This is a genomic window from Pseudomonas alkylphenolica (assembly GCF_004025535.1).
GTDB lineage: Bacteria > Pseudomonadota > Gammaproteobacteria > Pseudomonadales > Pseudomonadaceae > Aquipseudomonas > Aquipseudomonas alkylphenolica_A.
On sequence record NZ_QJRG01000050.1, the window covers coordinates 279,378 to 302,938 of the forward strand.

The window sequence follows — 23,561 nt, forward strand, 5'->3', positions numbered from 1 at the left end:
GATGTCTGTGGGAGTATCGTCCGTCTTGATGGCCGCTACCCGTTAGAGCGACGGCTACTCGTCGACCTTCTGCGCGCCAGCTTTGCGGGTCACACGCCTTGCTTTCACAGGTTTAGCGGCCTCGGCCCTGGCTGCCTGAAGCGCCACAGCCTGCATTTCCTCGTAGGAATCCTTCAGGCATTGCGCGAGGAAGTCCGGGTCGGGCACCACGTTCGGTGAGCTGGTCAGCGAGATGAACATCTTCCCGCAGTAGCTGGTGGGGTTCCAGATCAGCGACAGACCATCCACCAGCGGGCCAACACCGCACCAGTACACAAGCTTTGCCCCGAGCATGTACAGCGGCACATTCGGCCCCGGCACGTTGGTGACCATGCAGTTGTGCAGCACCACCGGGCCTTTGCCACCCATGCCCATCAGCGTCGCCAGGCGGCCGGCGAGCCCGAGGGTGGCCGGGGGCGCGAATTTCTGCAGGTTGGTCAGGTCGTTGGCACCCACCGCGTTCTGGATCGCTTTCGATTGCGACGTCGCAGCCTGCAGCGCTTGCAGGCGTTCGAGCGGGTCCTCGATGTCGGTGCGCAGTGGGAAGGTGAGCATCGACACGGTGTTGCCGGCAGCAACGGATTCATTGCCCTGGCGGGTGTTGACCGGTGCCAGGGTCACCAGCGACTTCTCTGGCAGTTCATCCTTTGCCATCAGGTAACGACGCATCGCCCCGCCGACCATGGCCAGCACCGCATCGTTGACGGTAGCCCCGGGCACAAGGTTCTTGATCTGTTTGACCACGGCCAGGTCGAGGGTGACCGAATCCCAGACCCGACTGGACGTCACGTTGCTGTTGAAACGCGTGCGCGGTGCGCCGCCTTCAGCGCTAAGCACCGAGCGCGCGACTTTCTGCAGGCTGGCAAAGGCCAGCTTGGGCAATACCCGGGCCAGCGGCAGCGCCATGCGCGCGGAGGCAGTGATGTTGTCGGTGAGCATGCGGCTTACCGTGTCGAGCACGCCCCAGCGCTGCGCTACCCGCGAGGCCGCCGGAGCGTTATCGACCACCGCCACGGGTTTGCCTTGCGCGCCGGCCAGATCGTGCAGGGCCCAGGTCAGCTCGGCAGCCGCCGCGCCGTCCATGGCGGCGTGGTGCGACTTGGTCAGGATGGCAAAGCTGCCCTTGGGGATGCCCTCGATGTTGTCGAGCCCCTCGATCACGTACATCTCCCAGGGCGCCCGGGACAGGTCCACCGAGCGCGCATGAATGCGCGATACCAGAATGCAGAACTGGCGCCAGTCGCCCGGCTTGGGCAGGGCGAAATGGCGCACGTGGAAGTCGATGTCGAACAGGTCGTCTTCCACCCAGTACGGATAGCCCAGACCGAAGGGCACCTGGATGATCTTGCGCTTGAACACCGGCGAGACGTCGAGGCGATCCGAAATATGCTGGACGATCTGCCGAAAGCCGAGCCGCTGCCCCTCTACCGTGGACTGATCGTAGATATAGATCATGGTGCAGTGCGACGCGGCATGGGGACGGTCGACCTTGAGGAACAGGGCATCTTGCCCGCTGAGTTTGCTCATTGTTAACGCGCTCGCAAGGTGGTGGCGGAGTCGGGCAGATTCAGCGATCCGCCGTTGCCCCGTCCCCCTGCAAATGGGGGGGCATTCGCGGCCGACCGGGTCTTTAAGCTGGACGCTATCGGAGGGTCTTGTGCGCGCCGTCGGGGTGCACCTGCTGACTCCCGCCCGGGGAGGGGATCGTGCGTGTGGCGTAAACAACAGTGCGTGAGTGAGGAAGGGGCAGGGGCTGCACGCGGGCCCTGGTGGGAGCGCTTGTCCGAAGACTTCTGGCGGCAGGCCGACGGCACCGAACTGGACGCCAGGCATCGATTGAAGGTTCATGGCACGGCTGCCATCGAACGGGTGATGCGCACCTCGTTGTCGGCCACGGTGGCGGCAAGTGCGCTGACCACGCTGTCCAGGCCGGGCCGGCTGCAGCGCGAGTTCGAGGCATTGCGCTTCTACGAACCGCTGGCACGTAAGGCGGATGCCTCGCAGGTATTTCTGCCGCCGCCGAAGGACATTGTCATTTCAGAACAGGCCCTGCCTGGCAACGACATCCGGCGTGTGCAACTGCGTTTCGCCAGCCCGTTCAAGCCGCTCAATCCCTTCGCCCGCCCGCAGTTCGAGGCCATGCAGCGCAATGCCTTTGCCCATGCCCAGCACTGGTGCCATGGCGACCGGCCGCGACCGACGCTGATCGTCATCCACGGCTTCGCCGCCGACCCGCACTGGCTCAACGCCCATGCGCTGTCGCTGGCCGAATTTTATGGGCGGGGCTATGACATCCTGCTGTTTACCTACCCGCACCATGGCCGCCGCGCAGAATGTAGCGACTGGTTCAGTGGCCAGGGGCTGTTCGGCAGCGGGCTGGTGGGTTTCAACGAAGCGCCGCTGCATGCGATTCATGACCTGCGGGTGTTCATCAACTACTTGCAGGCGCGCGGTGTCGAGCATATCGGCGTCACGGGCATTTCCTTGGGCGGCTATACCGCAGCGCTGCTCGCCGCCGTGGACGATCGCCTGGCCTGGTGCATCCCGATCGTGCCTGCGGTCAGCCCGGTCGATGTGTTTCTTGAGTGGCAGCCCACCGGTGTTCTGCTCTCGCGGCTGATGCGCAAACAGGGCATTGGCGTCGCCGAAATGCGCGGGTTGCTGGCCGTGCACAACCCGCTGACCTACGCCCCGTGCCTGGACGGCGAGCGCATGCTGATCATCGGCGGCGCCGGCGACCGGGTCACCATGCCGCGACACTTGCGGCTGTTGCACCAACACTGGCCGGGCAGCGCGTTGCACTGGTTTCCTGGTAATCACGTACTGCATCTGGGGCGCGGGGAGTATCTGGCGTGTATGGGGGCGTTGATGGACAGGTATTCGGAAAACTAGGTTAGAGTGCTCATCCATTTCTGTTCCTGCGTTATGTGAAGAATGAATCGCTCGCTGTTTGTGTCACTGGATGGGCCCAAGGGGACCGGCAAAACCACACTGTTGGAAGCCGTTACGAAAGCACTGCGGGCAGACAACAAGAAGGTGATCCGGCTTTGCGAGCGAAAAAGCGATCCCCACCGGGCTGAAACAATGGCGCTCGTTAACCAGTTCGTCAGAAACCCCAGCCGTGAGCTGGAACTGGGGGTGTGTCAGCGTTTCGCGGACAGCCGCGCGTGGATTTCCCATCATGTACTGCCTAAGCAGCCAGCCGGCAGCATCATCCTGATCGACCGCTGGTACCCGTCCGAGGCCGCGTTTCGCCACTTGCTGCCGTTTGCAGAGATTCTGCAGTTGAACATCGACCGGAACGTGCGGGTGCCCGACCTGCATGTCGGGGTTGTCACTGACCCTGAGGTTTCATGGGCGAGGGCGGCTGCGCGAACGCGTGGGCTGAGCAGTACGGTGATGCACAAGCTGGAAGAGCATGTCGCCAGTACCCAGGCGTTCGAACGAGCAAGTGCGGATCACGGTTGGGTGCTGTGCCGGAATGAGGGAACGATTGAAGCGGCGACGATGCAGGTGGTGGCCGAGATCTATGGCGTGCTTTGACGTCTCGCAGCGATCAGTGATGCACTGATCGCTGCGCACACTTGCCTGGGGAGCTAAAAAAGGTCTACGCGGTTCAGCATTTGACCACGCCTACCCGCCACTGCGCCGGCGGCAGCAGGCCGTTGACCAGGTAATTGCCGACAATGCGCGACTTGTACACCCGAGGGTTGTGATTGGCCAGTGTGCGTGCATTGCGCCACAGTCGATCGAGCGCCTTGTTGCTGGCCGTGGCGCTGGCGCCCAGGGCATCAAACAGTGCGGTGGTGGCGGCGAGTGTCGCATCGACGACGGGGTTGACCGCCAGGCAAACCTCAAGCTCGGCTTGGGCGACCTGTAAGTCGTCATCGTTCAGGGGCCGTTCATGACTTATCACATACTGCGCCGTGCGCTCCAAACGCTGCGCAGCTTGCTGGGCAATGGCCTGCGCGGCGTAGGCCTGGCTGGCGACCTCGCCAATCACTTGCAGCAGCTGCACATCCTGAGCGGCGACATCGGCATTGCCGGTAGAGAACGTCCTGGCGCGCTTGCCGAGTTCATCGGCGCCGCTCAGGGCCGCGCGGCGGGCGATACCCGCTAGCGTGCTGAGGTGATACAGCTGAAAGAACGACTGCCCATAGGCAAAACGCTGGTCAGTGGGGCGCAGGTCATCTTCCACCAATGCGTTATCGAAGATGCAGGTGCCGCTTGCAGTCAGTCGCTGGCCGAAACCATCCCAGTCATCCAGGAGCTGTACGCCGGCGGTTTTAAGATCGACCACTGTGGTGTACAGCGTGCCGTCTTCACCGGTGCCGGTGATGTTGATCAGGTCGCTGTAAAGCGCGCCCGTGGTGTAGAACTTTCTGCCGCTGATACGCAGCGCGCCGTCCTCGTCGCGATAGATGCGCGTTTCAAATTCGCCTCGGGTCTGGTTGCCTACCTCGGTAATGCCTGGCGAGAGCAGGGCGCCCTGGCTGAGCTTGTCCAGCCACTTCACCTGCCAGGCCGCGTTCTTCGAAGTGAGCACGTCTTCGCAGAAACCGAAATGCCCACGCAGTGCCTGGGTAATGTTTGAGTCCGCCGCCGACAACTCTGCCAGCAAGGTCAGCAGTTCAACCAGCGTCGCGTCGTGGCCACCATACGCCGCTGGCAGGCGCCAACGCAGCAACCCCAGTGCGTTCAATTGCTGGATGACATCGGCAAGGCTGCTGCGTGAGCGGTCAGCCTCGGCGGCCTGTGCGGCGATTTGCGCAAAAAGCGGGCGAAAGGGGGCGGCCAGTTGTTCGTAACGGGCCGTCGGGGCTACACCCCAGATATTCAACTCAGGATTAGGCATGCAATCGACCTTGCTGGGCGTGCGCCGTGAGAGGCGCTGGCGCTGTAATGATTGATGTAGACGTTCTGGCCCAGTGGTCTGGTGATGTAACCCTAACCCAGGGTCGGAAAAATTTTTAATACGAAAAACAGCTATCGAACTGCTGCAATGTTCTATTGCTATTCCTTAAAAGTATTGCTGGTTGCGCTTTTATTGCGTTAGCTTTTAAGCACGCCACGCTTGGCGACCGATAACAATCTCTTCGCTCAACGCCAGACTGCATGCCCACAGATGGTCGAGTTAGCCATTAACTCTGTGGGTATCGTTAATGATCATTCGTCGAAAGCTTTTAACCCTGTTGGGCCTGGCCTCGCTGGCGCTGCAGGGCGCTCCGGCACTCGCTGCTCAGCCACTGACGCTGACCGTAGGCGACCAGTTCTTTTCCAACCGCATTGTTCTGGAGCTTTCCGGCGAGTTGAAGGACTTGCCGTATCGCATTGATTTCAAACGTTTCAATACGGGGTCGCCAGTGGCCTCGGCCGTGTCCAGCGGTGCACTGGATATTGGTGTGGTGGGTGACACACCGGTGATCAGCCTGGCGGCCAATGGCGCACCGGTAAAGGTGGTGGCCAGTACGCAGACCAGCCTTGACGGCGTAGGCATTGTCGCCCGTAAGGGCATTCATTCGGTGGCTGACCTCAAAGGCAAAACGGTCGCGATCTGGAATGGCTCGTGGAGCCAGCAGCTGATGTACAAGGCCCTGGATGAAGCCGGGGTCGCACGCGACAGCGTCAAGTTCAAATTCCTGCTGCCCGCCGAGGCGAGCATGGCCTTGAGCCAGGGCGACATCGACGCCTTTGGCACCTGGGAGCCCTATGTGTCGTTGCAGGAGAAAGAGGGCAGCACGCTGATCCGAAATGCCAAGGGGCTGATGAGCGCACCGACTTATGTGGTCGCCTATGAGCCGGCCCTGGCGCAAAAAGGTGCTGCCATCAAAGACTTTGTCGAACGCCTGACCCGCGCACGGACCTGGAGCAACAGTCATATCGACGAATATGCCGAGGCGTGGGCCAAGGCAAATCAGTCGTCCCCGGAGATCGCCAAAGTGTGGTTCAAGCGCGACGCCATCAAGGTGTTGCCGATCTCGCCGACGATTGTCAGTGAGGCGCAGGCCACGGCTGATTTTTTATACGACGCACAGATGCTCAAGCAGCGCTACGACGTCGCGCCCTTGTTTGATCGCACACTCTGACCGCCAAGGAGAAGCATCATGCCCAAGCAAATGGCATTGGCCGGATTCATGCTTTCCGGCCCTGTGGTACACAGCCACGCGGTATGGCGACACCCGCTGACCCACAGCCACTTTCTCGACCCCGATTACTACATCGAAGTAGCCAAAACGCTCGAAGACGGCTGCTTTGATCTGCTGTTTTTCGCCGATCGCCTGGCTGTCGGCGATCAGGCGGGAGAATCGCGCGCGCGTTCGTTCGAACTGGGCGCGCAAGATGCCGCGCGGCTGGACCCGTTGCCGATCCTTAGCTTGCTGGCCGGGCACACCAAGCGTATCGGCCTGGGGCTGACGCGCTCTACCACGTATTACCAGCCGCCCCATGTGGCGCGGGCGATAGCCTCCCTGGACCATATGTCCAAGGGCCGCAGCGCATGGAACATCGTCACTTCGATGAACGACAGCGAAGCGCGGCTGTTTGGCCATGCGCAGCACTTGCCCCATGACCTGCGTTATGCCCGTGCCGACGAGTTTGTCGAGCTGGTGCTAAAGCTGTGGAACAGCTGGGGACCTGACGCGCTGGTGCTGGACAAGGTCAGGGGCATCCTTGCCGATCCCGCCAGGATCGATGCGTTCAAGCACCAGGGTACATACTTTGAATGCGAGGGGCCGCTGAACATTCCGCGTGTGCCGCAGGGCCAGCCAGTACTGATTCAAGCCGGGGCTTCGGGCCGTGGCCGGCAGTTCGGTGCGCGTTGGGCGGAGGTGATTTTCAGCATTAACAGCCGGGTGGAGCGCATGCTCGAGTTCCGCCAGGATATCCACCAGCAAATGCGCGCGTTTGGCCGTAACCCGGAGGAATGCAAGATCCTCACGGCGGTCATGCCATTCATTGGCGGCACTGAAGCTGAGGCGATCAAAAAGCGTGATGAGCACAATGCCCTGGCTAACCCGGAGCTGGGGATCATCACCTTGTCGACCCAGTCGAACTTCGACTTCACCCAGTTTCCGTTGGACATTCGCCTGCTTGATATCGCCAAGCACTCCGCCACACCGGACGTGATAGCGCAAAAGCTGCGCCTGGAGCGCGACATGACCCTGGGTGAATACGGCGCGATCATGGCCTCGAGCATCCGTGTGCCGCAATTGGCGGGCACTGCAGACAGCGTGGCGCAGCAACTGATCGACTGGCTGGAGCAGGGCGCTTGCGACGGTTATGTGGTTTCGCCGGCGCACCTGCCCGGAACATTCACGGAGTTCACCGAATCGGTCGTGCCGATTTTGCAACGTCGCGGTTACTTGCGCACGGCGTATGAACATTCAACGTTGCGCGGTCATCTGGGGTTGAAGGCGTTTGCTGGCTGACCGTCGCCGGTCACGAGCAATCATGTTCCAGTTGAACGTACTCCAGCATTTTCTGGCTGCCATCAAGGATGTCACTGCAGATCGCCTTGCGCGCTAGCGCGCCATCGCGTTTCTTCAGGGCGTCGAGTACATCCCAGTGGTGGTCGATCGCCATGCGCTCGTTGAAACTGCCATAAGCGCGGGCAATGAGCGGCCCGGTACGCATCCACAAGCCGTCCAACAGGTTGGACAGTACCGGCATGTCAGCGATTTCCGTCAACGCGAAGTGAAACTGGTGGTTGAAGGTCAAGGCAGAGGCCAGGTCATTGTCTTTGATCGCGGCGAGGTTGTTTTCAATGCAGGCTTCCAGGCGCATCAAGTGCTGCGGGGTCGCTAACGACGCCGCAGTCTCGGCTGCCAGTCCTTCGAGCTCAAGGCGGATGCTCCTGATCTCCAGGTACTGCTTGGAGGTCAGGACCGGGACGCGAATGTCTCTCGGTGTCTTGAGAACTAGCGCCTGCTCCTTGGCCAACTGAAGAATGGCGTCGCGTACCGGCGTAACACTCGTACCCAGTTGTTCGGCCAGGTCGCGTATGCGTAGCCGGTCGTTAGGGTGGAAGCGACCGGTGATCAACGCTTCCCGGAGCAAGCCATAGATGCCGCTGCCAAGATAGGCGTGTTTCAGGTTCTCAATAGGGTAATTCATCGCGTACTCGTGTGAGGCTACCGGCTGCGATTATCGAGTAACTCAAACATGTTGCCCACCGTTTACGTGGATTTCTGCGCCATTGACATACGAAGCGCCGTGCGAGCAGAGAAAATGCACCAGTGCGGCGACTTCCTCGGGTTTGCCCAGGCGTTTCATCGGGATCGATCGCTCAACGATCAGCTCGGTGCCGGCGGACAGGATGGCGGTATCGATTTCCCCGGGCGCGATCGCGTTTACGCGAACGCCATGTGGCCCGAAGTCATGCGCCATCTCGCGTGTAAGGGCCGATAGCGCTGCTTTCGAACAGGCGTAGGCAACACCTGCAAACGGGTGAACGCGTGACCCTGCGATGGAGGTGACGTTAATAACCGAGCCTTTTGCCGCTTTGAGTTCTTCGAAAAGCCCTTGGGCCAGCAGGGCTGTCGAGAAGATGTTGACGTTGAAAACGTTCAGCCAGGTCGAGTAGTCAGACTCCAGAACCCCCAGTCGCGCGCCATCCACGCCTTTTGGTGAAATCCCGGCGTTGTTGACCAGCGCATCCAGCCGGCCACCGAGTTTCTCCCGGATTTCCGGAAGCCTGCGCTGTACATCCTCGATGTTGCCGAGGTCGAGGTGAATGTGGTTGGCCAGCCCTTCGGCCCATGGGCAGCCTTCGCCCAGGTCCTGCCGCGAAGCCGTAAAGACGCGCCAACCCGCGGCGCTGAAGTGTTTCACGGTGGCGTGGCCAATGCCCCGGCTGGCACCGGTGAGCAGCAAAGTACGTTGATCGGTCATGACAGGATCCCTTCGTTGGTGAGGGCAAGTGTAGATCAAAATATGATGCATCATATTTTTAATGTGTTTTAATGGATTTTGTCCCCACCGGGGAAGCGTCACCTTCGATCGATTGCTGCCACTACAAGAAAACTGCCATCCCTTTAAAGCTGCCCACCCCACGTAGCTGACCTGGAGAGACGCATGAATAAGAAAATCGCAGCTGTACTTTTGCTTGGAACACTTGCAGGCCCGCTGAACGCCGCTGAAAAGCTGACCGTGGTGTCCTTTGGCGGGAACAATCGCCAGGCCCAGGAAAAAGCGTTCTACAAACCCTTCACCGCCGAGAGCGCCACTACCATTACGGCGGATGACTACAATGGCGAAATGGCCAAGATCAAGGTGATGGCCGACACCGGCAAAACCAGTTGGGATGTTGTCGAGGTCGAGTCCCCCGAGCTCATCCGTGGTTGCAGCGAAGGGTTGTTCGAACCCCTGGACTGGAGCCGGATCGGGAAGAAGGAAGATTTCCTTCCTGCCGCAGTCAGTGACTGTGGCGTCGGCATTTTCATCTGGTCGACTGTGCTGACCTATGATCCCAAGAAGCTCGCTGATAGCCCGCAGGGCTGGGCAGACTTTTGGGACATGAAGAAATATCCCGGTAAGCGCGGCCTGCGTCGCGGCGCGAAATTCACCCTGGAGTTCGCGCTGCTGGCAGACGGTGTCAACAAGCAGGACGTCTACACGCTGCTCGGTACTGAAGCGGGTATTCAACGTGCGTTCAAAAAGCTCGACGAGATCAAGCCCAACATCCAGTGGTGGGATTCCGGCGCGCAGCCGCTGCAATGGCTGGTAGCCGGTGACGTGGTCATGACCTCCGCCTACAACGGTCGTGTCACCTCTGCCCAGGAGGAGGGCCAGTCATTTGCAATGCAATGGAATGGCAGCCTTTACGACCTGGACCACTGGGCGATCGTGAAAGGCTCTCCGAAAAAGGAACTGGCAGAACGTTTTATCGCGTTCGCCAGCGAGCCTGTGCAACAGAAGAACTTCGTTGAAGCCATTCCCTATGGGCCCAGCAATTCCAACGCAATGAGCCTGGTTGACAAGCACGTTGGCGCGAAACTCCCCACCGCACCGGAAAATCTGAAAAACGCCCGGGCTACCGACGCCGAGTTCTGGATCGATCATGGTGAGGACCTGGAGGAGCGTTTCAACGCCTGGGTTAACAAGTGAAGTATGGCGCCCCTGAAAACAGGGGCGCCATTAGCAAGCCGGATGAGGACATGAGCCAATGCCCCTTGAAAATTTAGCGGTTGATGACAGCTTGCTGGAAGCTGCCCCAGCCCTGGTCACTGATATACAAGCGTGCGCTGTGCTCCAGCAGCACTTTGGTTTAAGCGGCACGCTCGAAAAACTTGGCGGAGAACGCGACCTCAATTTCCGCGTAATTCTTGAGGACGGGGCGTCTCGTTTGTTCAAGCTTTCCCATCCGCTCGAAAACCCCGATGTGGTCGACTTCCACAACCAGGCGATGCGAAGAATCGAGCTTCGCGATCCCGAACTTCCGGTTCAACGCGTGCATCCGTCGCTTGCAGGCCAGTACGCCACCCTGGTCGAGATTGATGGTCAGCACATGCTGGCGCGACTCATGTCGTTTGCAGAAGGCATGCCCCTTCACAGGGTAGGTCGCGCCACAACGGCTTTTCGCCGGGTAATCGGGCAGTCCATTGCCCGGCTCGACGTAGCGCTGGAAGGCTTCACGCATCCTGCTGCCGGGCACGCGCTGCTCTGGGACATGCAGCATGCTGCGCACCTTCGACCGCTGCTGACTCACATCGAGTCAGGGCAGGGGCGAAGCCTTGTCGAGCACACGCTGGACCGTTACGAAGCCGTTGTCTTGTCCCGGATACCGGGGCTTCGAAAGCAGGTCATTCACAACGACACAAACCCGCACAACATTATCGTGGAGGCCGCACGTCCTGATGTGTTGCGCAGCATTCTTGATTTCGGTGACATGGTGTACGCCCCCCTTGTTAACGAAGTCGCGGTTGCAGCTTCATATCACCTTGGGCCTGTCGGTGAAGTGCTGGAGCCAGCACTGGATGTGATTGGCGCTTACCACCAGCACAATCCGCTGACGCCTGAAGAACTGGCGCTGCTGCCAGAGCTGCTGGCCACGCGGTTGGCCTTGGCCCTATGCATCAACTCATGGCGCGCCGAGCTCCATCCTGAGAACCGTGAGTACATCCTTCGAAACGCCCAGCGTGCGTGGGCAAACCTGAATGCGATGGCGTCCCTGTCCCGATCTGAAATGGAAGATCGAATTTCTTCAGCGTGCCTGCGCGAGGTCAAAGCATGAGCATGGTCAACGGATTCACGTCAGACGACGCAAGCCGGCTTTCGGAAGCGGAACGACGCCTGATCGAGCGCCGCGAGCGTCTACTGGGCCCGGCCTACCGTCTTTTCTACGAGCGACCGTTGCATACCGTTCGAGGGGAGGGCGTATGGCTTTTCGATGAGCAGGGCCGTCGTTTTCTGGATGCCTACAACAACGTCGCGTCCATCGGGCACTGCCATCCCCGCGTGGTGGAGGCCATGTATCGGCAGTCGCAGCAGTTGAACACGCACACCCGCTACCTGCAGGAGGGCATTCTCGACTATGCCGAGCAGTTGCTGGACACATTCCCGGCTAACCTGGATCGGGTCATGTTCACCTGTACCGGCAGTGAAGCGAATGACCTCGCGCTGAGGATCGCCAAGCAGTACACCGGCGGTACCGGCGTCATCATCACCCGGTTTGCCTACCACGGCGTAACAGGCGACATCGCCGAGCTGTCGCCATCGCTCGGTCCCGGCATCGTACTACCGGCACATGTGCGTACCGTTCGCGCCCCTGACGCTTACCGACTGGGGGCTGAAAACGTGGCGTCGACCTTCGCCGCCGACGTACGTGCTGCAATCGATGACCTGAAAGCGCACGGCATCCGCCCCGCGGCCATTTTGCTGGATGGCATCTTCTCCAGCGACGGCGTGCTGCCCGGGCCGGAAGGCTTCCTCGCTGAGGGCGTTGCGTTGGCCCAGGCAGAAGGCATGCTGTACATCGCCGATGAGGTGCAGTCAGGCTTTGCGCGTACTGGTCTGAACATGTGGGGTTTTACCCGGCATAACGTGCGCCCGGACATAGTCACGCTGGGTAAGCCCATGGGTAATGGCCAGCCCATTGCCGGTATTGTTGGACGCGCCGACGTAGTCGATCACTTCGGCAAGAACATGCGCTACTTCAATACCTTTGGCGGCAACCCGGTCTCATGTGCAGCAGGCCAGGCGGTGCTTGACGTCATCCAGGAAGAACAGCTGCAGCAGCGCTCGCATGACATTGGCGGTTATCTGCTGGCCGGCCTGACAGCGCTTGCGCAGCGCCATGAAATGATCGGTGACGTCCGGGGGGCGGGCATGTTCCTCGGTGTTGAGCTCGTTACTGACCGTGCTACCAAGAACCCTGCAGCCGGGGACGCGCGCAAGGTCGTCAACTTGATGCGGGAGCAGGGCGTGCTGATCAGTGCTGCCGGCCCGCTTGAAAACGTGCTGAAGATTCGGCCGCTATTGGCGTTTACGCAAGAGCACGCGAAGATGCTTATCGAGGCGGTGGATGTCGCCCTGCAAGGGGTTTATTGACAACATGTGTGGATGGCTCCCACAGGTGGAAGCCATCGGTTTCAAAGCACCGGGCTAAAACGCGTAGACCAGCGTGGCCGTCGCGCTTCGCGGCGAGCCGTACCAGCCACGTGAGCCAATCGCTGTATAATAGGTCTTGTCAAAGACGTTATTGAGGTTCAGCGAGACGCTGGTTTGCGGCGTAAACGCGTATTGCGCCATCAGGTCGACCACGCTGTAAGGGTCTTGGGTGAACGTCTCGTCGTTGGGCCCTGCGCCTTTGTAGTATTCGGTACCCTGCCAGCGCACGCCACCACCCACTTTCAGCTGCGGCAGGGACTGAAGGCGATAGCTGGTGAACAGTTTGAAGGTGTCACGGGGGACTTCGGTGAGCAGGCGGTCATTGTCGGCATCCTTGAGTACGGCGTAGGTGTAGCTGGCGGAGACTTGCCAGTCGGGCAAGATCTCGCCCGCCATTTCCATTTCGAAACCACGGGTTTTGGTACCGGACTCGGCGCGGTAGGCCTGGTTGCCGTCGGGCGCCAGGTTACTGCCGTCGGCGACCGCGAGGTTGTCCTGGCGCACCTCGAAGACACTCAACGCAGTGGTCAGACGCTTGTCCCAGAACTCACTTTTCAGACCCAGCTCGTAGTTCACGCCTTCTTCTGGATCCAGGTAGCTACCGCTTACATCCTTGTTGCTCTGGGGCTTGAAGATCGTGGTGTAGCTGGCATAAGCCGACCAGTTTTCATTGAGGTCATAAACCAGTCCGAAGTAGGGCGTGACAACCCCGGTTTCGCTGCGTGAGGTTCGGCTGGTATCGCCGGTTGACAAGCTCGTAGAGGCTTCGTCACGTTTCCAGTCAATCACCCGCGCCCCGGTGATCAGCGACAGATCGTCGGCCAAGCTCCAGCGTACCGAAGCCACCAGGCCGTCCTGAGTTTCATCCAGCGCATCCTCCGACGACTTGGTATGGATGGCATCGGGGATCGCCAGCGAGCCGTCCCAGGTGTAGATGTTGTCAATGTCCTGGAATGACCAGAGCGGGTAACCGTCGTTACGGTAGTAGGCTTTGTAGTGACTGGCACCCAGGTAAGCCTGATGCTCGCGGGCAAACAGCTCGAATGGGCCGGAAGCCGAGAAGTCAAACGAGGTCTGCCGGGGCTCGCCTGCCCAGCGTCCGGTCCAGGTACCAATGCCGCTGCCATCGGGATTGACGGTGCCGCTGGCGGCAGTGGCAAAGGCATCATCATAACTTCGGCGATTGTGCTCAGCGTTGAATTTCAGGTGCCAGCCATTGTCCAGGTCGTGATCCAGGGTGGTGAACAGGGACTTGGTTCGACGCTTGTGATAGCTCCAGTCCGAAGCTGAATTGAACGAGCGGGAAGGGCTGAAGTGGCTGCCATCGGTATTGAACATCGGGAAGCCGTGATTGCCTGCCCCGTCGCTGTCCATCTCCTGATACTCCGCGCCCACGGTCAGCATCGTGCTGTCGGTAATATCCCATTCCAGCACCCCATACGCCGCCTGCTTTTCGAGGGACTGGCGATCGATATAGCTCTGACTGTCGGTGTTCGACGCGACGAAACGCCCACGTACATTGCCGCTTTCCGACAATTTGCCGGAGACGTCCAGTTCGGTGCGGTAGTTGTCCCACGAACCGGCTTTGAGGGTCAGCTTGCGTTGTGTTTCGAGTGTCGGTTTCTTGCGAATAAGGTTAACGGTCGCGCCGGGATCGCCTGTGCCCGACATCAGCCCCGTGGCCCCGCGTACCACTTCGACCCGGTCATAGGACACCATATCGGCCAGGTCGTCGCGAAAGCCATAGGTGTCGGGCCGGTTGATGCCGTCAACCTGAATGCTGCCAACCTCGAAGCCACGTACGTAGATATGGTTGGCGTCGCTGCCGGCTGGCCCCATGCTGTCGACGACCACGCCAGGGGTCTGCTCAAGCACCTGGGCTACATCGTTCAGGTTCTGGTCTTCAATCTGCTGGCGGGTTACTACGCTGATCGACTGCGGTGTCTCGCGTGCCGAAAGGCGTAGTCCGGTCGCGGTATTGGCCGAACCCGTAGTGTAACTTCCGGTACCTTCGGTGGTGGCACCCAGCCCCACGCTGGAGACGGTCGTTGCCGTGAGCTCCATCGTGCCATCCTGGCTGGGTCGAACCAACACGAAGCGCTTGTCTCCCGCCTGCTGCACTTGCAGGCCGCTGCCTTGCAGCAAATGGGCGAATCCCTGTTCCAGCTCGTAATTGCCCCGCAGACCCTCGCTGTGCAGGCCGGCCATTTCCTCATGGCTGAAGTTGACAATCACTCCGCTGGCGGTGGCGAACTTGTTCATGACAGTCGCCAAAGGCCCTGCAGAAATGCTGTAGCTGACAGGTGCGGCCCAGGCATTGGCAGCGGCCAGCAGCGAGCCTGAAAGGCTCAACGCCAGTGCTGCCTGGCGAATGCTGATGGCGGGGGAAACAAAACAAGCGAACATCCATTGACTCCTGTGCGATGGAATACGCGAAGGGCCCAATAGGAATCGACTTGATAATGGGAATCCTTCGCATCGAAGGCGTGGCGATGTTCTTTGCTTTCACTTGCAGTTGTCAACCGATGATTTTCGATTTTGCAGACGAGTGCGCACGCACCGAGGGCGCGTGACAGGGGCTGGACGCTGTCCTGCTAGCGGTGAAAACCAGGTAAAGGTGGGAGGCTTATCAACCTTGGGCTTTTTGCTTCTGCGCGCGCTGGTAACGACTTATCGCGATCTGAACGGCGGCGGCCACGAGGCAAAGCAAGCCGACCTTCCAGCTGCCCTGTACGCCGAAGTGCTCGGAAATTTTCCCCGCAATGATCACGCTAAAGAAGATGGCGACAGGAAGGATCAGTTTGTTCATGGAGTTTCCGGCGGTGAACGACAAAAGCTGTCAGCGTACAGGCTCATTGGCCGCTTGGGGAGCAGGGCGTGTTCAAAGGCAACGCTCCCCACAACAATCATTGCAGCCTGAAGCCCCCTACCAGCCATTTACCGACCGTTGTTGCCGTCAGTCCACCCACTTCAAGCATGTGGGACTCAGTCTCCTGATCGATTGTTCTGCTGTGCTTGAGGTCGTGGAAGAACACAAAACTGGCAATTGGGGAGGAGCACACAGCTCCTCCCTCCGGGAATCAATGGGTGAGGATTTTCGAAAGGAACTGCTGCGCACGGTCAGACGCTGGCGTCTCGAAGAACGCATGCTTCTCACGGTCCTCGATGATCTCTCCCTGGTCCATGAAGATGACCCGATTGGCGACCTTTTTGGCGAAGCCCATTTCATGCGTCACGCACATCATGGTCATGCCTTCTTGTGCGAGTTCGACCATCACGTCCAGGACTTCGTTGATCATCTCGGGGTCGAGTGCAGAGGTGGGCTCGTCAAACAGCATGCAGATCGGGTCCATTGCCAAGGCCCGGGCAATGGCTACACGCTGTTGCTGGCCGCCGGAGAGCTGCCCTGGATACTTGTGTGCGTGCGCCTTCAGGCCAACGCGCTCCAGCAGCTTCATCCCTTTGTCCATGGCCTCTTCACGGCGGCGGCCAAGTACCTTGATCTGGGCGATCGCCAGGTTTTCGGTCAGGCTCATGTGAGGGAAGAGTTCGAAATGCTGGAACACCATGCCGACCTGAGCGCGAAGCTTGGGCAGGTTGGTTTTTTTATCGCCCACCGAAACGCCGCTGACGGTGATCGAACCCTGCTGGAACGGCTCAAGCGCATTGACACACTTGATGAGCGTGGACTTGCCGGACCCTGAAGGCCCACAGACCACAACGACCTCTCCCTTTTTCACTTCGGTAGAGCAATTCTTCAGCACCTGAAAAGGGCCATAGTGTTTGGAAACATTGTCGATTTTGATCACGGAGAGTCTCCTTAAGCGTGCGCTACGTTTTTGTTCAAACGCGCCTGGTAGCGCTTTACGACTTTTGACAGCGTGAAACAGATGGCAAAGTAGACGAGTGCCGCGAAGGTGTAGAACTCCACCAGGCGACCATCGCGCTGGGCGACCTTCGAGGCCGCACCGAGGAAGTCCGTGGCAGAAATCACGTACAGCAGGGAGGTGTCCTGGAAGAGAATGATGGTCTGTGTCAGGAGCACTGGAATCATTGCCCTGAATGCCTGTGGCAGCACCACATAGCGCATGTTCTGCGCGTAGGTGAACCCAAGTGCCTGGCCAGCGCCTTCCTGGCCGCGCGGGACAGCCAGGATCCCGGCGCGGATCACCTCACAGAAATAGGCCGCTTCAAACAGCGTGAATGCGATGAATGCGGTGCGGGTAGTACCGATCTGAACCGGGTGATCGGCGCCAATGAGCCAGGCAACGATTTCCGGGATGAGAAAGAAAATCCAGAAAATCGCCAGGATAAGTGGAATCGAACGCATCAAATTCACGTAGCCGGCGGCAACAGTCGCCAACTTTTTGTAACGGCTAAGGCGTGCCAGCGCCAACAACGTGCCGAAGACAATGCCACCTGCCATGGCGACCAAGGTGATTTGCAGCGAAAAGAGCAAGCCTTCGCCCAGGTACGGCAGCGCACGCAGCAGAACGCTGTAGTCAAGATTCATCATTTCAGCGCTCCTGCTTGATCAGGCCAGGGATATAGCTCTTGCGCTCGATAAGCGCCATGAGCTGGTTCACGGTGAGGGCAACGATGATGTAGATGACCGTGGCGGCACCCAATGCCTCGTAGGTGCGGAAGGTGAACTCATTCATCTGTTGGGCCTGAGCGGTCAGCTCGATGACACCGATGGTCAACGCCACCGACGAGTTCTTGAAAATGGTCATGAACTCACTGGTGAGGGGCGGGATGATCCGCCGCGCAGCCATTGGCAGCAGTACATACCGATAGGTTTGACCGAGGGTCATGCCCACCGCCAACCCGGCGTTGCGCTGCCCCTTGGCTAGCGAGTTGATCCCCGCGCGCACTTGCTCGGCAATACGCGCCGAAGTGAACAGACCAAGCCCCACCAGCGCCGTGAAGAACGGCCCCCACGGTGCGTCGAAGGATTTGATCCAGTTGCCGATGGCGGCAGGCAGTATTTCCGGGAGCACGAAATACCAGAGAAACAACTGCACCAGCAGCGGAATGTTGCGGAAAACCTCCACATACGCGTTGCCCAGCATTACAAGCCATTTGAACGGCAACGTCCGCGCGACACCGACCGCTGTACCAACGATCAATGCCAACACCCACGCGAGCAGTGCAAGTGCTACCGTCCACGCCAGGCCTGACAACAGCATGCCGGCATAGGTGACACCCGGATCAGGCGACGCTTCGAAAAAAATATTCAGATCAAGGGACATTACGAACTCCCACGCATGGGGCGTCCTGAACCCTGGACGATCCATGCATTACTCACTCGGTTTAATAGGCTGAGCTGGCTGCCCAGCACGGGTACCTGGGTCAGCTCGACGCTTGGTCTGATGGCTGCTCGAACAGCTCTTTCAGCTTGGCTGGCATGGCGAAGTTGATCGTGATGTCCTGTGGCGGAATCGGCCCCAGGAACCATTTCGTGTAGAGTTCGGAAGCCTTCCCGCTGCTCATGAGCTCGGCCAGCGTGTCGTCGACCAGCTGTTTGAACTGCGGGTCATCCTTGCGAAACATCAATGCGTATGGGTCACCACCGAAGGTATCGTCCAGCAACTTGAGCTGAGAAGGGTCGCGCTCCTTGGCACGAAGACTGGACACCAGGATGTCATCTTCCATGAACGCGGCCGCACGACCGGTCTGGACCATCAACAGCGACTCTGCATGGTCTTTGCCCGACTGAATGCGCAGGCCGAGTTTTCGCTCATCGTTAACCTTGCGAATCAGCAGTGCCGTATCCGTGCCCTGAGTCACAACAACCGACTGACCCGCCAGATCATTGATGGTGTTGTAGGGGCTGCTGGATTTGCTGATGAGTCGCTTCGAGACCCAGAAGGTCGAATAGGAAAACGCGACTTCCTTGTGGCGTTCCAGGTAGTTCGCAGTTGAACCACACTCAAGATCGACAGTGCCGTTCTTGACCAACGCGATGCGGTTGGACGAGTTTACCGGCTGGTAGCGCACCTTCAGCTCGGCTTTGCCCACAGCAGTTTTGATCTTTTCGACCACCTGGGCACACAGATCCATCGAGTAGCCTACGGGCTTCTGCTGATCGTCGTAGTACGAGAAGGGCATCGAGGACTCACGGTGGCCAACGGTAATCACACCCGATTGTTGGATTTTCTGGAGGGTGCCGGTCAGCGGGTCGGCTGCTTGAACGTTGGTGATTGCTGTAGCGAAGGTGAGACCGAGGGCGATGTAGAGGCTCTTCATAAGACGTTCCCTTGTTGTTTTATGGGCGAATGTGCTTGGTTGAAGGCAGTAATTCTTTGCATTTGCAGGTTTTTTTATTTTATTGGTCCAGCTGATGCGAAGATTTGCATGCATCTTGACCATTTGCAATCTTTTGTTGCGGCTTGTGCGCGTATGAAAACCTCCAACTGTGGAAGCTAAAAAGAAAGAAGTCGTTGTTTTACATAGCTTTTTATAGGTTGCCGAGGAACAGCCGGGCGGGGTTTACGATGGAAAATTCAGGACAGGCTGCATTGCAAATGCACCCGCCCTGCATGAAGCAAGGTGCATTTCGCGATCAAAGTGACGTGTTCAGCTCGGCTATCAGTGCTTCCCGGTACTTCAAGGCAGAGACCGAAACCTCTCCCAATCGTCCCGCTACAGCACTGAGCATGCCTTGCGCCAGCAGCATGAATGCGCACATGCTGTTACTGAAGAACAGGCTTTGATTAGGTACGTAAAAGCTGTGCTGTGCCACTTTCGCCAAGGGTGAGCTGGCAGAGTCAGTCAGCGCAATGATGCGGATTCCATGCTTGGCTGCTACCTCCGCAGTGGCGATTACGCTCGGGGTATAGGGGAAGCAGCTGGCGACGACCAGGACATCATTTTCTTCCAGCTGCGCGAGCGCATCGGCAACGCCCTGTCGGCTTGAGTCCAGTGGGGCAACATCCGGGCGGAGCATTCCCAGCCCGTATGCCATGAACAATGCGAGCGAGTTGAACTGCCGCATCCCGTGGATGCGAACGCGCTTGGCGTTCGAGAGAAGGTCGACAGCGGCTTCAAAAATCTGCGGGTCGACTTGCTCGATCATGCTGGCAATGTTCGCACTTTCCTGACGCCCCAACCGGGTTAGCTGGCTGATGGTGTCGCTGTTGTCGGCGCGCACCAACAACCGGCTAGCCTGGTCACTATAGAAGTGCCGCCCCTCGGTCAGCTCGCGACGAAAGACGTCCTGAAACTTGCTGAACCCACTGTAGCCCAGACGTTGCGCCAGCCTGGAAAAGGTAGAAGCGTTCACCCCAAGCTGATCGGACAACTCACTTATCGAAGATACAGCCGCCCGCTGAGGGGACTCGATCAGCGCAGTCAGCACCCGACGGGAACTGCTGCCAAGCGATATGTCAGTCTCTCGCTTTTCGATGGACTCAAGCAGGAGCTTCAAGCCGGCGACCGTGTCCGGTGCGGATTCAACAGGAATGGCCATTGCAGCATCCATATCACGATGTTCGTGTTCTATTTAAGAGCGCGCAGCAGGCTGCGCGGTCGATTGATGACCTTATACTACCCAGCTATTTCCAAACCGCCACGCCAAGCGTGCAAGAAACGATTGCTTTTTTGCAATTTCGTTTCGGGTTTATTGCAAATGCAACGTTTGTTTGCAACTCAAAAGCTCAACCATCGCTCCGAAAAGCGCCATAGATACCCGAATTTCCTTGCCGTAACGGCTAAAAAGTCCTTTTTCATCCCGCGCTATCCCCTCTGCCTTACCAAGCAAATAATCATTGCATTTATTTTTGATGCAATTATTCTTTGCAAAAAAAGCCTGCCAAGCAGCCCGGAGATACCATGAGCCACGTATTCCATCGCAGCCTTACCCAGCGCTATCCAACCGCGGTCAAGGGTGATGGCCCTTACCTCATCGACAGCCAAGGTCATCGCTACCTTGACGCTAGCGGTGGCGCCGCCGTTTCCTGCCTGGGTCATAGCGACCCTGATGTCATCGAAGCAATTCGCGAACAGGTGGGTAAAGTGGCCTATGCGCACACCTCGTTCTTCACCACCGAGCCCATGGAGGCGCTGGCCGACTTTCTGGTCAAGCGTGCGCCGGCGGGACTTGACTCTGTGTACTTTGTCTCCGGCGGTTCAGAGGCGGTAGAAGCGGCACTGAAATTGGCTCGCCAGTACTTTGTCGAGATCGGTCAACCTCAACGCAAGCATGTAATTGCCCGACGCCAGAGCTATCACGGCAACACCTTGGGCGCGTTGGCAGCAGGTGGCAACGCGTGGCGTCGCCAGCAATTTCAGCCGTTGCTGATTGATGTCAGCCATGTCAGCCCGTGCTACGCCTATCGTGAACAACGTCCAGGTGAAACGCCTGAGCAGTTCGCCATTCGCCTGGCTGAAGAGCTTGACGCGGAGATTCAGCGCCTGGGCGCTGAAAACGTCATGGCCTTCATTGCCGAGCCAGTGGTTGGCGCCACCTTGGGCGCCGTTCCGGCAGTAACCGGCTACTTCAAACGCATCCGTGAGGTGTGCGACCGCCACGGCGTCCTGCTCATTCTTGACGAAGTAATGTGCGGCATGGGCCGTACCGGGACGCTGTTCGCCGCTGAGCAGGAAGGCATCAGTGCCGACCTGATCACTGTCGCGAAGGGACTGGGTGCAGGTTACCAACCCATAGGTGCCACCTTGGTGAGTGAGCGAATCCGTAATGCGATTGCGCAGGGCTCCGGCTTCTTCCAGCACGGACACACCTACATTGGTCACGCGACAGCGTGCGCCGCAGCACTTGCCGTGCAAACCGTGGTCGAGAAGAAACAGTTGCTGGCACGCGTAAGAGAGCAGGGCGACGGGCTGAGCAAGCGTTTGCTCGATCGCTTTGCGGGCCATCCGAATGTAGGAGACATTCGCGGTCGAGGCCTGTTCCAGGGCTTTGAACTGGTGGCAGATCGTGAGACCAAAGCGCCCTTCGACCCGGCATTGAAGGTCAACGCCAAAATCAAGAAAGCAGCCATGGAGCACGGACTGATGTGCTACCCGATGGGCGGCACCGTAGATGGCCGCGTGGGCGACCACATCCTGTTGGCGCCACCCTTCATTCTGGAAGACCACCACCTGGATGAGTTGGTGCAGAAGCTGGACGACGCCATCCACACCGTGTTGCGCTCTCTTTAAGGAGGCTTGGGTATGAAAATCACTTCACGTCTTACCGAACTCGACCGGGAACAGATGAGCGTCCCACAGCAGGAAGTACTCAACGAGATACTCAGTGGCCCGCGGGGCAATCTCGATGGACCTTTCCTGGCCTGGATTCACAGCCCTGAACTGGCAAATCATGCCCAGCGCCTGGGTGCATTCTGCCGATACGGAACGCAGCTGGAACTGCGTCTCACCGAGCTCGCGATTCTGTTCACGGCTACCTGGTGGCAGTCCCAGGCGGAATGGCAGATTCATGAACCCATTGCGCGCAATGCTGGTGTCTCCGATGAAATCATCGAGGCATTGAGAACCGGGAAAGAACCGCAGTTTATTCGCGAGGATGAACGTCTCGTCTACTGCATTGGCTCATCGCTCTACATCTCGCGCCGTGTGGATTCCGAGCTGTATGAGCAGGCGATCAACGCTTTCGGCGAGGCTGCGACTGTCGAACTGATTGGCGTCTTCGGTTACTACGCGCTGGTCGCCATGACCCTGAACGTCTTCATGGTGCGCCGGGGGGCTGAGCTCCCGCTTCCTTTCGCTGAACCCTAAAGCGTTTTCCTCGGGGGAGGGGGTGTGACTTTTTGATCTCTGCTCCCTTTGGTTTTTGACGGCAATGGCATCTTTACTCGCAGCCAAAGACGTCCCAATAATTTACCCAGTAATACTGCTGCTGAAAGCCACCAGGTCTAAGGCCTGGGGCGTTTATCAAAGAAGCGCGTTCTACGAACACCTTGACCTTGTCGCCAGCAACCTGTTCAACAGTGCCTTGGTATCGAATGCCTCCTTGATCCTGACAAACGCGATCACCCACATATTTGGTCCTGTTAGAAGCGATGCGTTGTAGCTCTCGGCGATCCGCATCTGCCTTTTCGCGTGCCTGGCGGATGAGTTGTGCGCGTTGCTGAGGTGACAGGTAGCCAAAGTCGATTACAGATTGATCAAAAGAGGTGTCATTCGCCGAGCGTCGCTCCAGAACGAACAGATTGACTCCTCGGACTGAGAAAATAAAGGTGAGTAATTTTTGAGATCTGGATTGGCAAACGAAGCCCTTACTATTACTGAAGAATGAGTCCTCTTCAGCTTGGTAAGGAATGACGTAACCGCCTGTATTGGCGCAATAACGCTCTAAGTCCCCAATGATGTCGTTGCGGGCAACCTTGTCAAAAACCGTTGCAGAGATACCCAGTCCGGGAGGGGAGATCAGCACGTGGGTTTGTGGGGAAACAGCCTTGATGATTTCGTTCGCAGCTTTCTCGGGAGGGAGATCCGCATGCGGATACATAAACGAACAGCCTGCAAGGGTGCTGATCAGGAGCCAGGTAATTCCTTTTTGTATTTTCAAAACAGATCCTTAACACAACAATGATGGCGCATGGCTATCTTATCGCGTTACCCGCACGTCATACAGGCTCACAAGATATGGCGGCGGCTCGGTTCGCAATAGCGTGTTGAAGGGCCTGGCGAGCAGAAAACCCAATGGAGTACAAATGTTCTCTTGGTCGACGTGTCGACGCATAGCCTTTATGCCTGGATAAAGCGCTACAGCAACTGTCATGACAACGCCGTGGCCGAAAGCTTTTTCCAGCTTCAGAGACGGGAACGGATCAAGCGGAAAATCTACACCACAGGGGCAAATGCTCATAGTGATGTGTTCGATTACATCGAGATGCCCTACAGCGCACAACGCCGCATGGCCTCAGAGCTTGCAAGGTGTCTAGAGTATCCGG

The 23,561-nt window shown here is 58.5% G+C and carries 22 protein-coding genes; 10 read left to right on the forward strand and 12 right to left on the reverse strand.

Going from position 1 to position 23,561, the window contains the following annotated elements; genetic code table 11:
* Window positions 1-54: 54 nt before the first annotated feature.
* Window positions 55-1,566, reverse strand: a complete 1,512-nt coding sequence (locus tag DM813_RS28010) for a wax ester/triacylglycerol synthase family O-acyltransferase (RefSeq protein ID WP_128326651.1) — start codon at window positions 1,564-1,566, stop codon at window positions 55-57.
* 183 nt (window positions 1,567-1,749) lie between these two features.
* Here DM813_RS28010 and DM813_RS28015 point away from each other — a divergent pair, with 183 nt between their 5' ends.
* Both DM813_RS28015 and DM813_RS28020 read left to right on the forward strand, forming a co-directional pair.
* Window positions 1,750-2,931 carry an alpha/beta hydrolase family protein gene (locus DM813_RS28015; RefSeq protein WP_241653257.1) on the forward strand — a complete coding sequence of 394 codons (1,182 nt, stop codon included), beginning with the start codon at window positions 1,750-1,752 and terminating at the stop codon, window positions 2,929-2,931.
* A gap of 42 nt (window positions 2,932-2,973) precedes the next feature.
* The gene (locus DM813_RS28020; RefSeq protein WP_128326652.1) at window positions 2,974-3,582 is read left to right on the forward strand and encodes a dTMP kinase; all 609 of its coding nucleotides are present in this window, start codon (window positions 2,974-2,976) and stop codon (window positions 3,580-3,582) included.
* 73 nt (window positions 3,583-3,655) lie between these two features.
* Here DM813_RS28020 and DM813_RS28025 read toward each other — a convergent pair whose 3' ends face one another.
* The gene (locus DM813_RS28025) at window positions 3,656-4,894 is read right to left on the reverse strand and encodes an acyl-CoA dehydrogenase family protein (RefSeq protein WP_128326653.1); all 1,239 of its coding nucleotides are present in this window, start codon (window positions 4,892-4,894) and stop codon (window positions 3,656-3,658) included.
* 307 nt (window positions 4,895-5,201) lie between these two features.
* Between DM813_RS28025 and DM813_RS28030 the strand changes: the two genes are divergently transcribed.
* Complete coding sequence (locus DM813_RS28030; protein ID WP_128326654.1) at window positions 5,202-6,125, forward strand: ABC transporter substrate-binding protein; 924 nt, start codon at window positions 5,202-5,204, stop codon at window positions 6,123-6,125.
* Window positions 6,126-6,143: 18 nt separating this feature from the next.
* Complete coding sequence (locus DM813_RS28035; protein ID WP_128326655.1) at window positions 6,144-7,466, forward strand: LLM class flavin-dependent oxidoreductase; 1,323 nt, start codon at window positions 6,144-6,146, stop codon at window positions 7,464-7,466.
* Between the two features lie 10 nt (window positions 7,467-7,476).
* Here the strand turns inward: DM813_RS28035 and DM813_RS28040 are convergent, their stop codons facing one another.
* Both DM813_RS28040 and DM813_RS28045 read right to left on the reverse strand, forming a co-directional pair.
* The gene (locus DM813_RS28040) at window positions 7,477-8,151 is read right to left on the reverse strand and encodes a GntR family transcriptional regulator (protein ID WP_128326656.1); all 675 of its coding nucleotides are present in this window, start codon (window positions 8,149-8,151) and stop codon (window positions 7,477-7,479) included.
* Between the two features lie 42 nt (window positions 8,152-8,193).
* Window positions 8,194-8,928, reverse strand: coding sequence for an SDR family NAD(P)-dependent oxidoreductase (locus tag DM813_RS28045; RefSeq protein ID WP_128326657.1), 735 nt, complete (start codon window positions 8,926-8,928; stop codon window positions 8,194-8,196).
* Between the two features lie 183 nt (window positions 8,929-9,111).
* Between DM813_RS28045 and DM813_RS28050 the strand changes: the two genes are divergently transcribed.
* Genes DM813_RS28050 through DM813_RS28060 form a run of 3 tightly spaced genes read left to right on the forward strand, consistent with a single transcriptional unit; the run spans window position 9,112 to window position 12,585 of the window.
* Complete coding sequence (locus DM813_RS28050) at window positions 9,112-10,143, forward strand: ABC transporter substrate-binding protein (RefSeq protein ID WP_128326658.1); 1,032 nt, start codon at window positions 9,112-9,114, stop codon at window positions 10,141-10,143.
* Between the two features lie 58 nt (window positions 10,144-10,201).
* Window positions 10,202-11,269: a phosphotransferase gene (locus DM813_RS28055; protein ID WP_128326659.1), complete on the forward strand. Its 1,068-nt coding sequence runs from the start codon at window positions 10,202-10,204 to the stop codon at window positions 11,267-11,269.
* Complete coding sequence (locus tag DM813_RS28060) at window positions 11,266-12,585, forward strand: aspartate aminotransferase family protein (RefSeq protein WP_128326660.1); 1,320 nt, start codon at window positions 11,266-11,268, stop codon at window positions 12,583-12,585. The genes DM813_RS28055 and DM813_RS28060 overlap by 4 nt, the downstream gene beginning before the upstream one ends.
* Before the next feature lie 54 nt (window positions 12,586-12,639).
* On the opposite strand, the gene DM813_RS28065 is transcribed toward DM813_RS28060, so the two are convergent.
* The 7 genes from DM813_RS28065 to DM813_RS28095 all read right to left on the reverse strand — a co-directional run bounded on the left by DM813_RS28065 (window position 12,640) and on the right by DM813_RS28095 (window position 20,116).
* Window positions 12,640-15,051, reverse strand: coding sequence for a TonB-dependent siderophore receptor (locus DM813_RS28065; RefSeq protein WP_128326661.1), 2,412 nt, complete (start codon window positions 15,049-15,051; stop codon window positions 12,640-12,642).
* Window positions 15,052-15,274: 223 nt separating this feature from the next.
* The gene (locus DM813_RS28070) at window positions 15,275-15,454 is read right to left on the reverse strand and encodes a hypothetical protein (RefSeq protein ID WP_128326662.1); all 180 of its coding nucleotides are present in this window, start codon (window positions 15,452-15,454) and stop codon (window positions 15,275-15,277) included.
* A 271-nt stretch (window positions 15,455-15,725) separates the two neighbouring features.
* Entirely contained in the window at window positions 15,726-16,454 is a 729-nt protein-coding gene (locus DM813_RS28075) for an amino acid ABC transporter ATP-binding protein (protein WP_128326663.1), read from the reverse strand.
* Between the two features lie 11 nt (window positions 16,455-16,465).
* Window positions 16,466-17,161 carry an amino acid ABC transporter permease gene (locus DM813_RS28080; RefSeq protein ID WP_128326664.1) on the reverse strand — a complete coding sequence of 232 codons (696 nt, stop codon included), beginning with the start codon at window positions 17,159-17,161 and terminating at the stop codon, window positions 16,466-16,468.
* 1 nt (window position 17,162) lies between these two features.
* Window positions 17,163-17,897 carry an amino acid ABC transporter permease gene (locus DM813_RS28085; protein WP_128326665.1) on the reverse strand — a complete coding sequence of 245 codons (735 nt, stop codon included), beginning with the start codon at window positions 17,895-17,897 and terminating at the stop codon, window positions 17,163-17,165.
* A gap of 100 nt (window positions 17,898-17,997) precedes the next feature.
* Window positions 17,998-18,894, reverse strand: coding sequence for a transporter substrate-binding domain-containing protein (locus tag DM813_RS28090; protein ID WP_128326666.1), 897 nt, complete (start codon window positions 18,892-18,894; stop codon window positions 17,998-18,000).
* A gap of 316 nt (window positions 18,895-19,210) precedes the next feature.
* The gene (locus DM813_RS28095; protein WP_128326667.1) at window positions 19,211-20,116 is read right to left on the reverse strand and encodes a MurR/RpiR family transcriptional regulator; all 906 of its coding nucleotides are present in this window, start codon (window positions 20,114-20,116) and stop codon (window positions 19,211-19,213) included.
* A 159-nt stretch (window positions 20,117-20,275) separates the two neighbouring features.
* Here DM813_RS28095 and DM813_RS28100 point away from each other — a divergent pair, with 159 nt between their 5' ends.
* The 3 genes from DM813_RS28100 to DM813_RS28110 are packed head-to-tail and all read left to right on the forward strand — an operon-like array spanning window position 20,276 to window position 22,383.
* On the forward strand, window positions 20,276-20,482 hold the full coding sequence (locus DM813_RS28100; RefSeq protein WP_128326668.1) for a hypothetical protein: 207 nt from the start codon (window positions 20,276-20,278) through the stop codon (window positions 20,480-20,482).
* Window positions 20,479-21,807: an aspartate aminotransferase family protein gene (locus DM813_RS28105; protein WP_128326669.1), complete on the forward strand. Its 1,329-nt coding sequence runs from the start codon at window positions 20,479-20,481 to the stop codon at window positions 21,805-21,807. Before DM813_RS28100 ends, DM813_RS28105 begins: the two co-directional genes overlap by 4 nt.
* Before the next feature lie 12 nt (window positions 21,808-21,819).
* A complete protein-coding gene (locus DM813_RS28110) occupies window positions 21,820-22,383 on the forward strand; it encodes a carboxymuconolactone decarboxylase family protein (protein ID WP_128326670.1) in 564 nt (187 codons plus the stop codon).
* A gap of 73 nt (window positions 22,384-22,456) precedes the next feature.
* Here DM813_RS28110 and DM813_RS28115 read toward each other — a convergent pair whose 3' ends face one another.
* Entirely contained in the window at window positions 22,457-23,176 is a 720-nt protein-coding gene (locus DM813_RS28115; RefSeq protein ID WP_128326671.1) for a hypothetical protein, read from the reverse strand.
* Window positions 23,177-23,561: the final 385 nt, after the last annotated feature.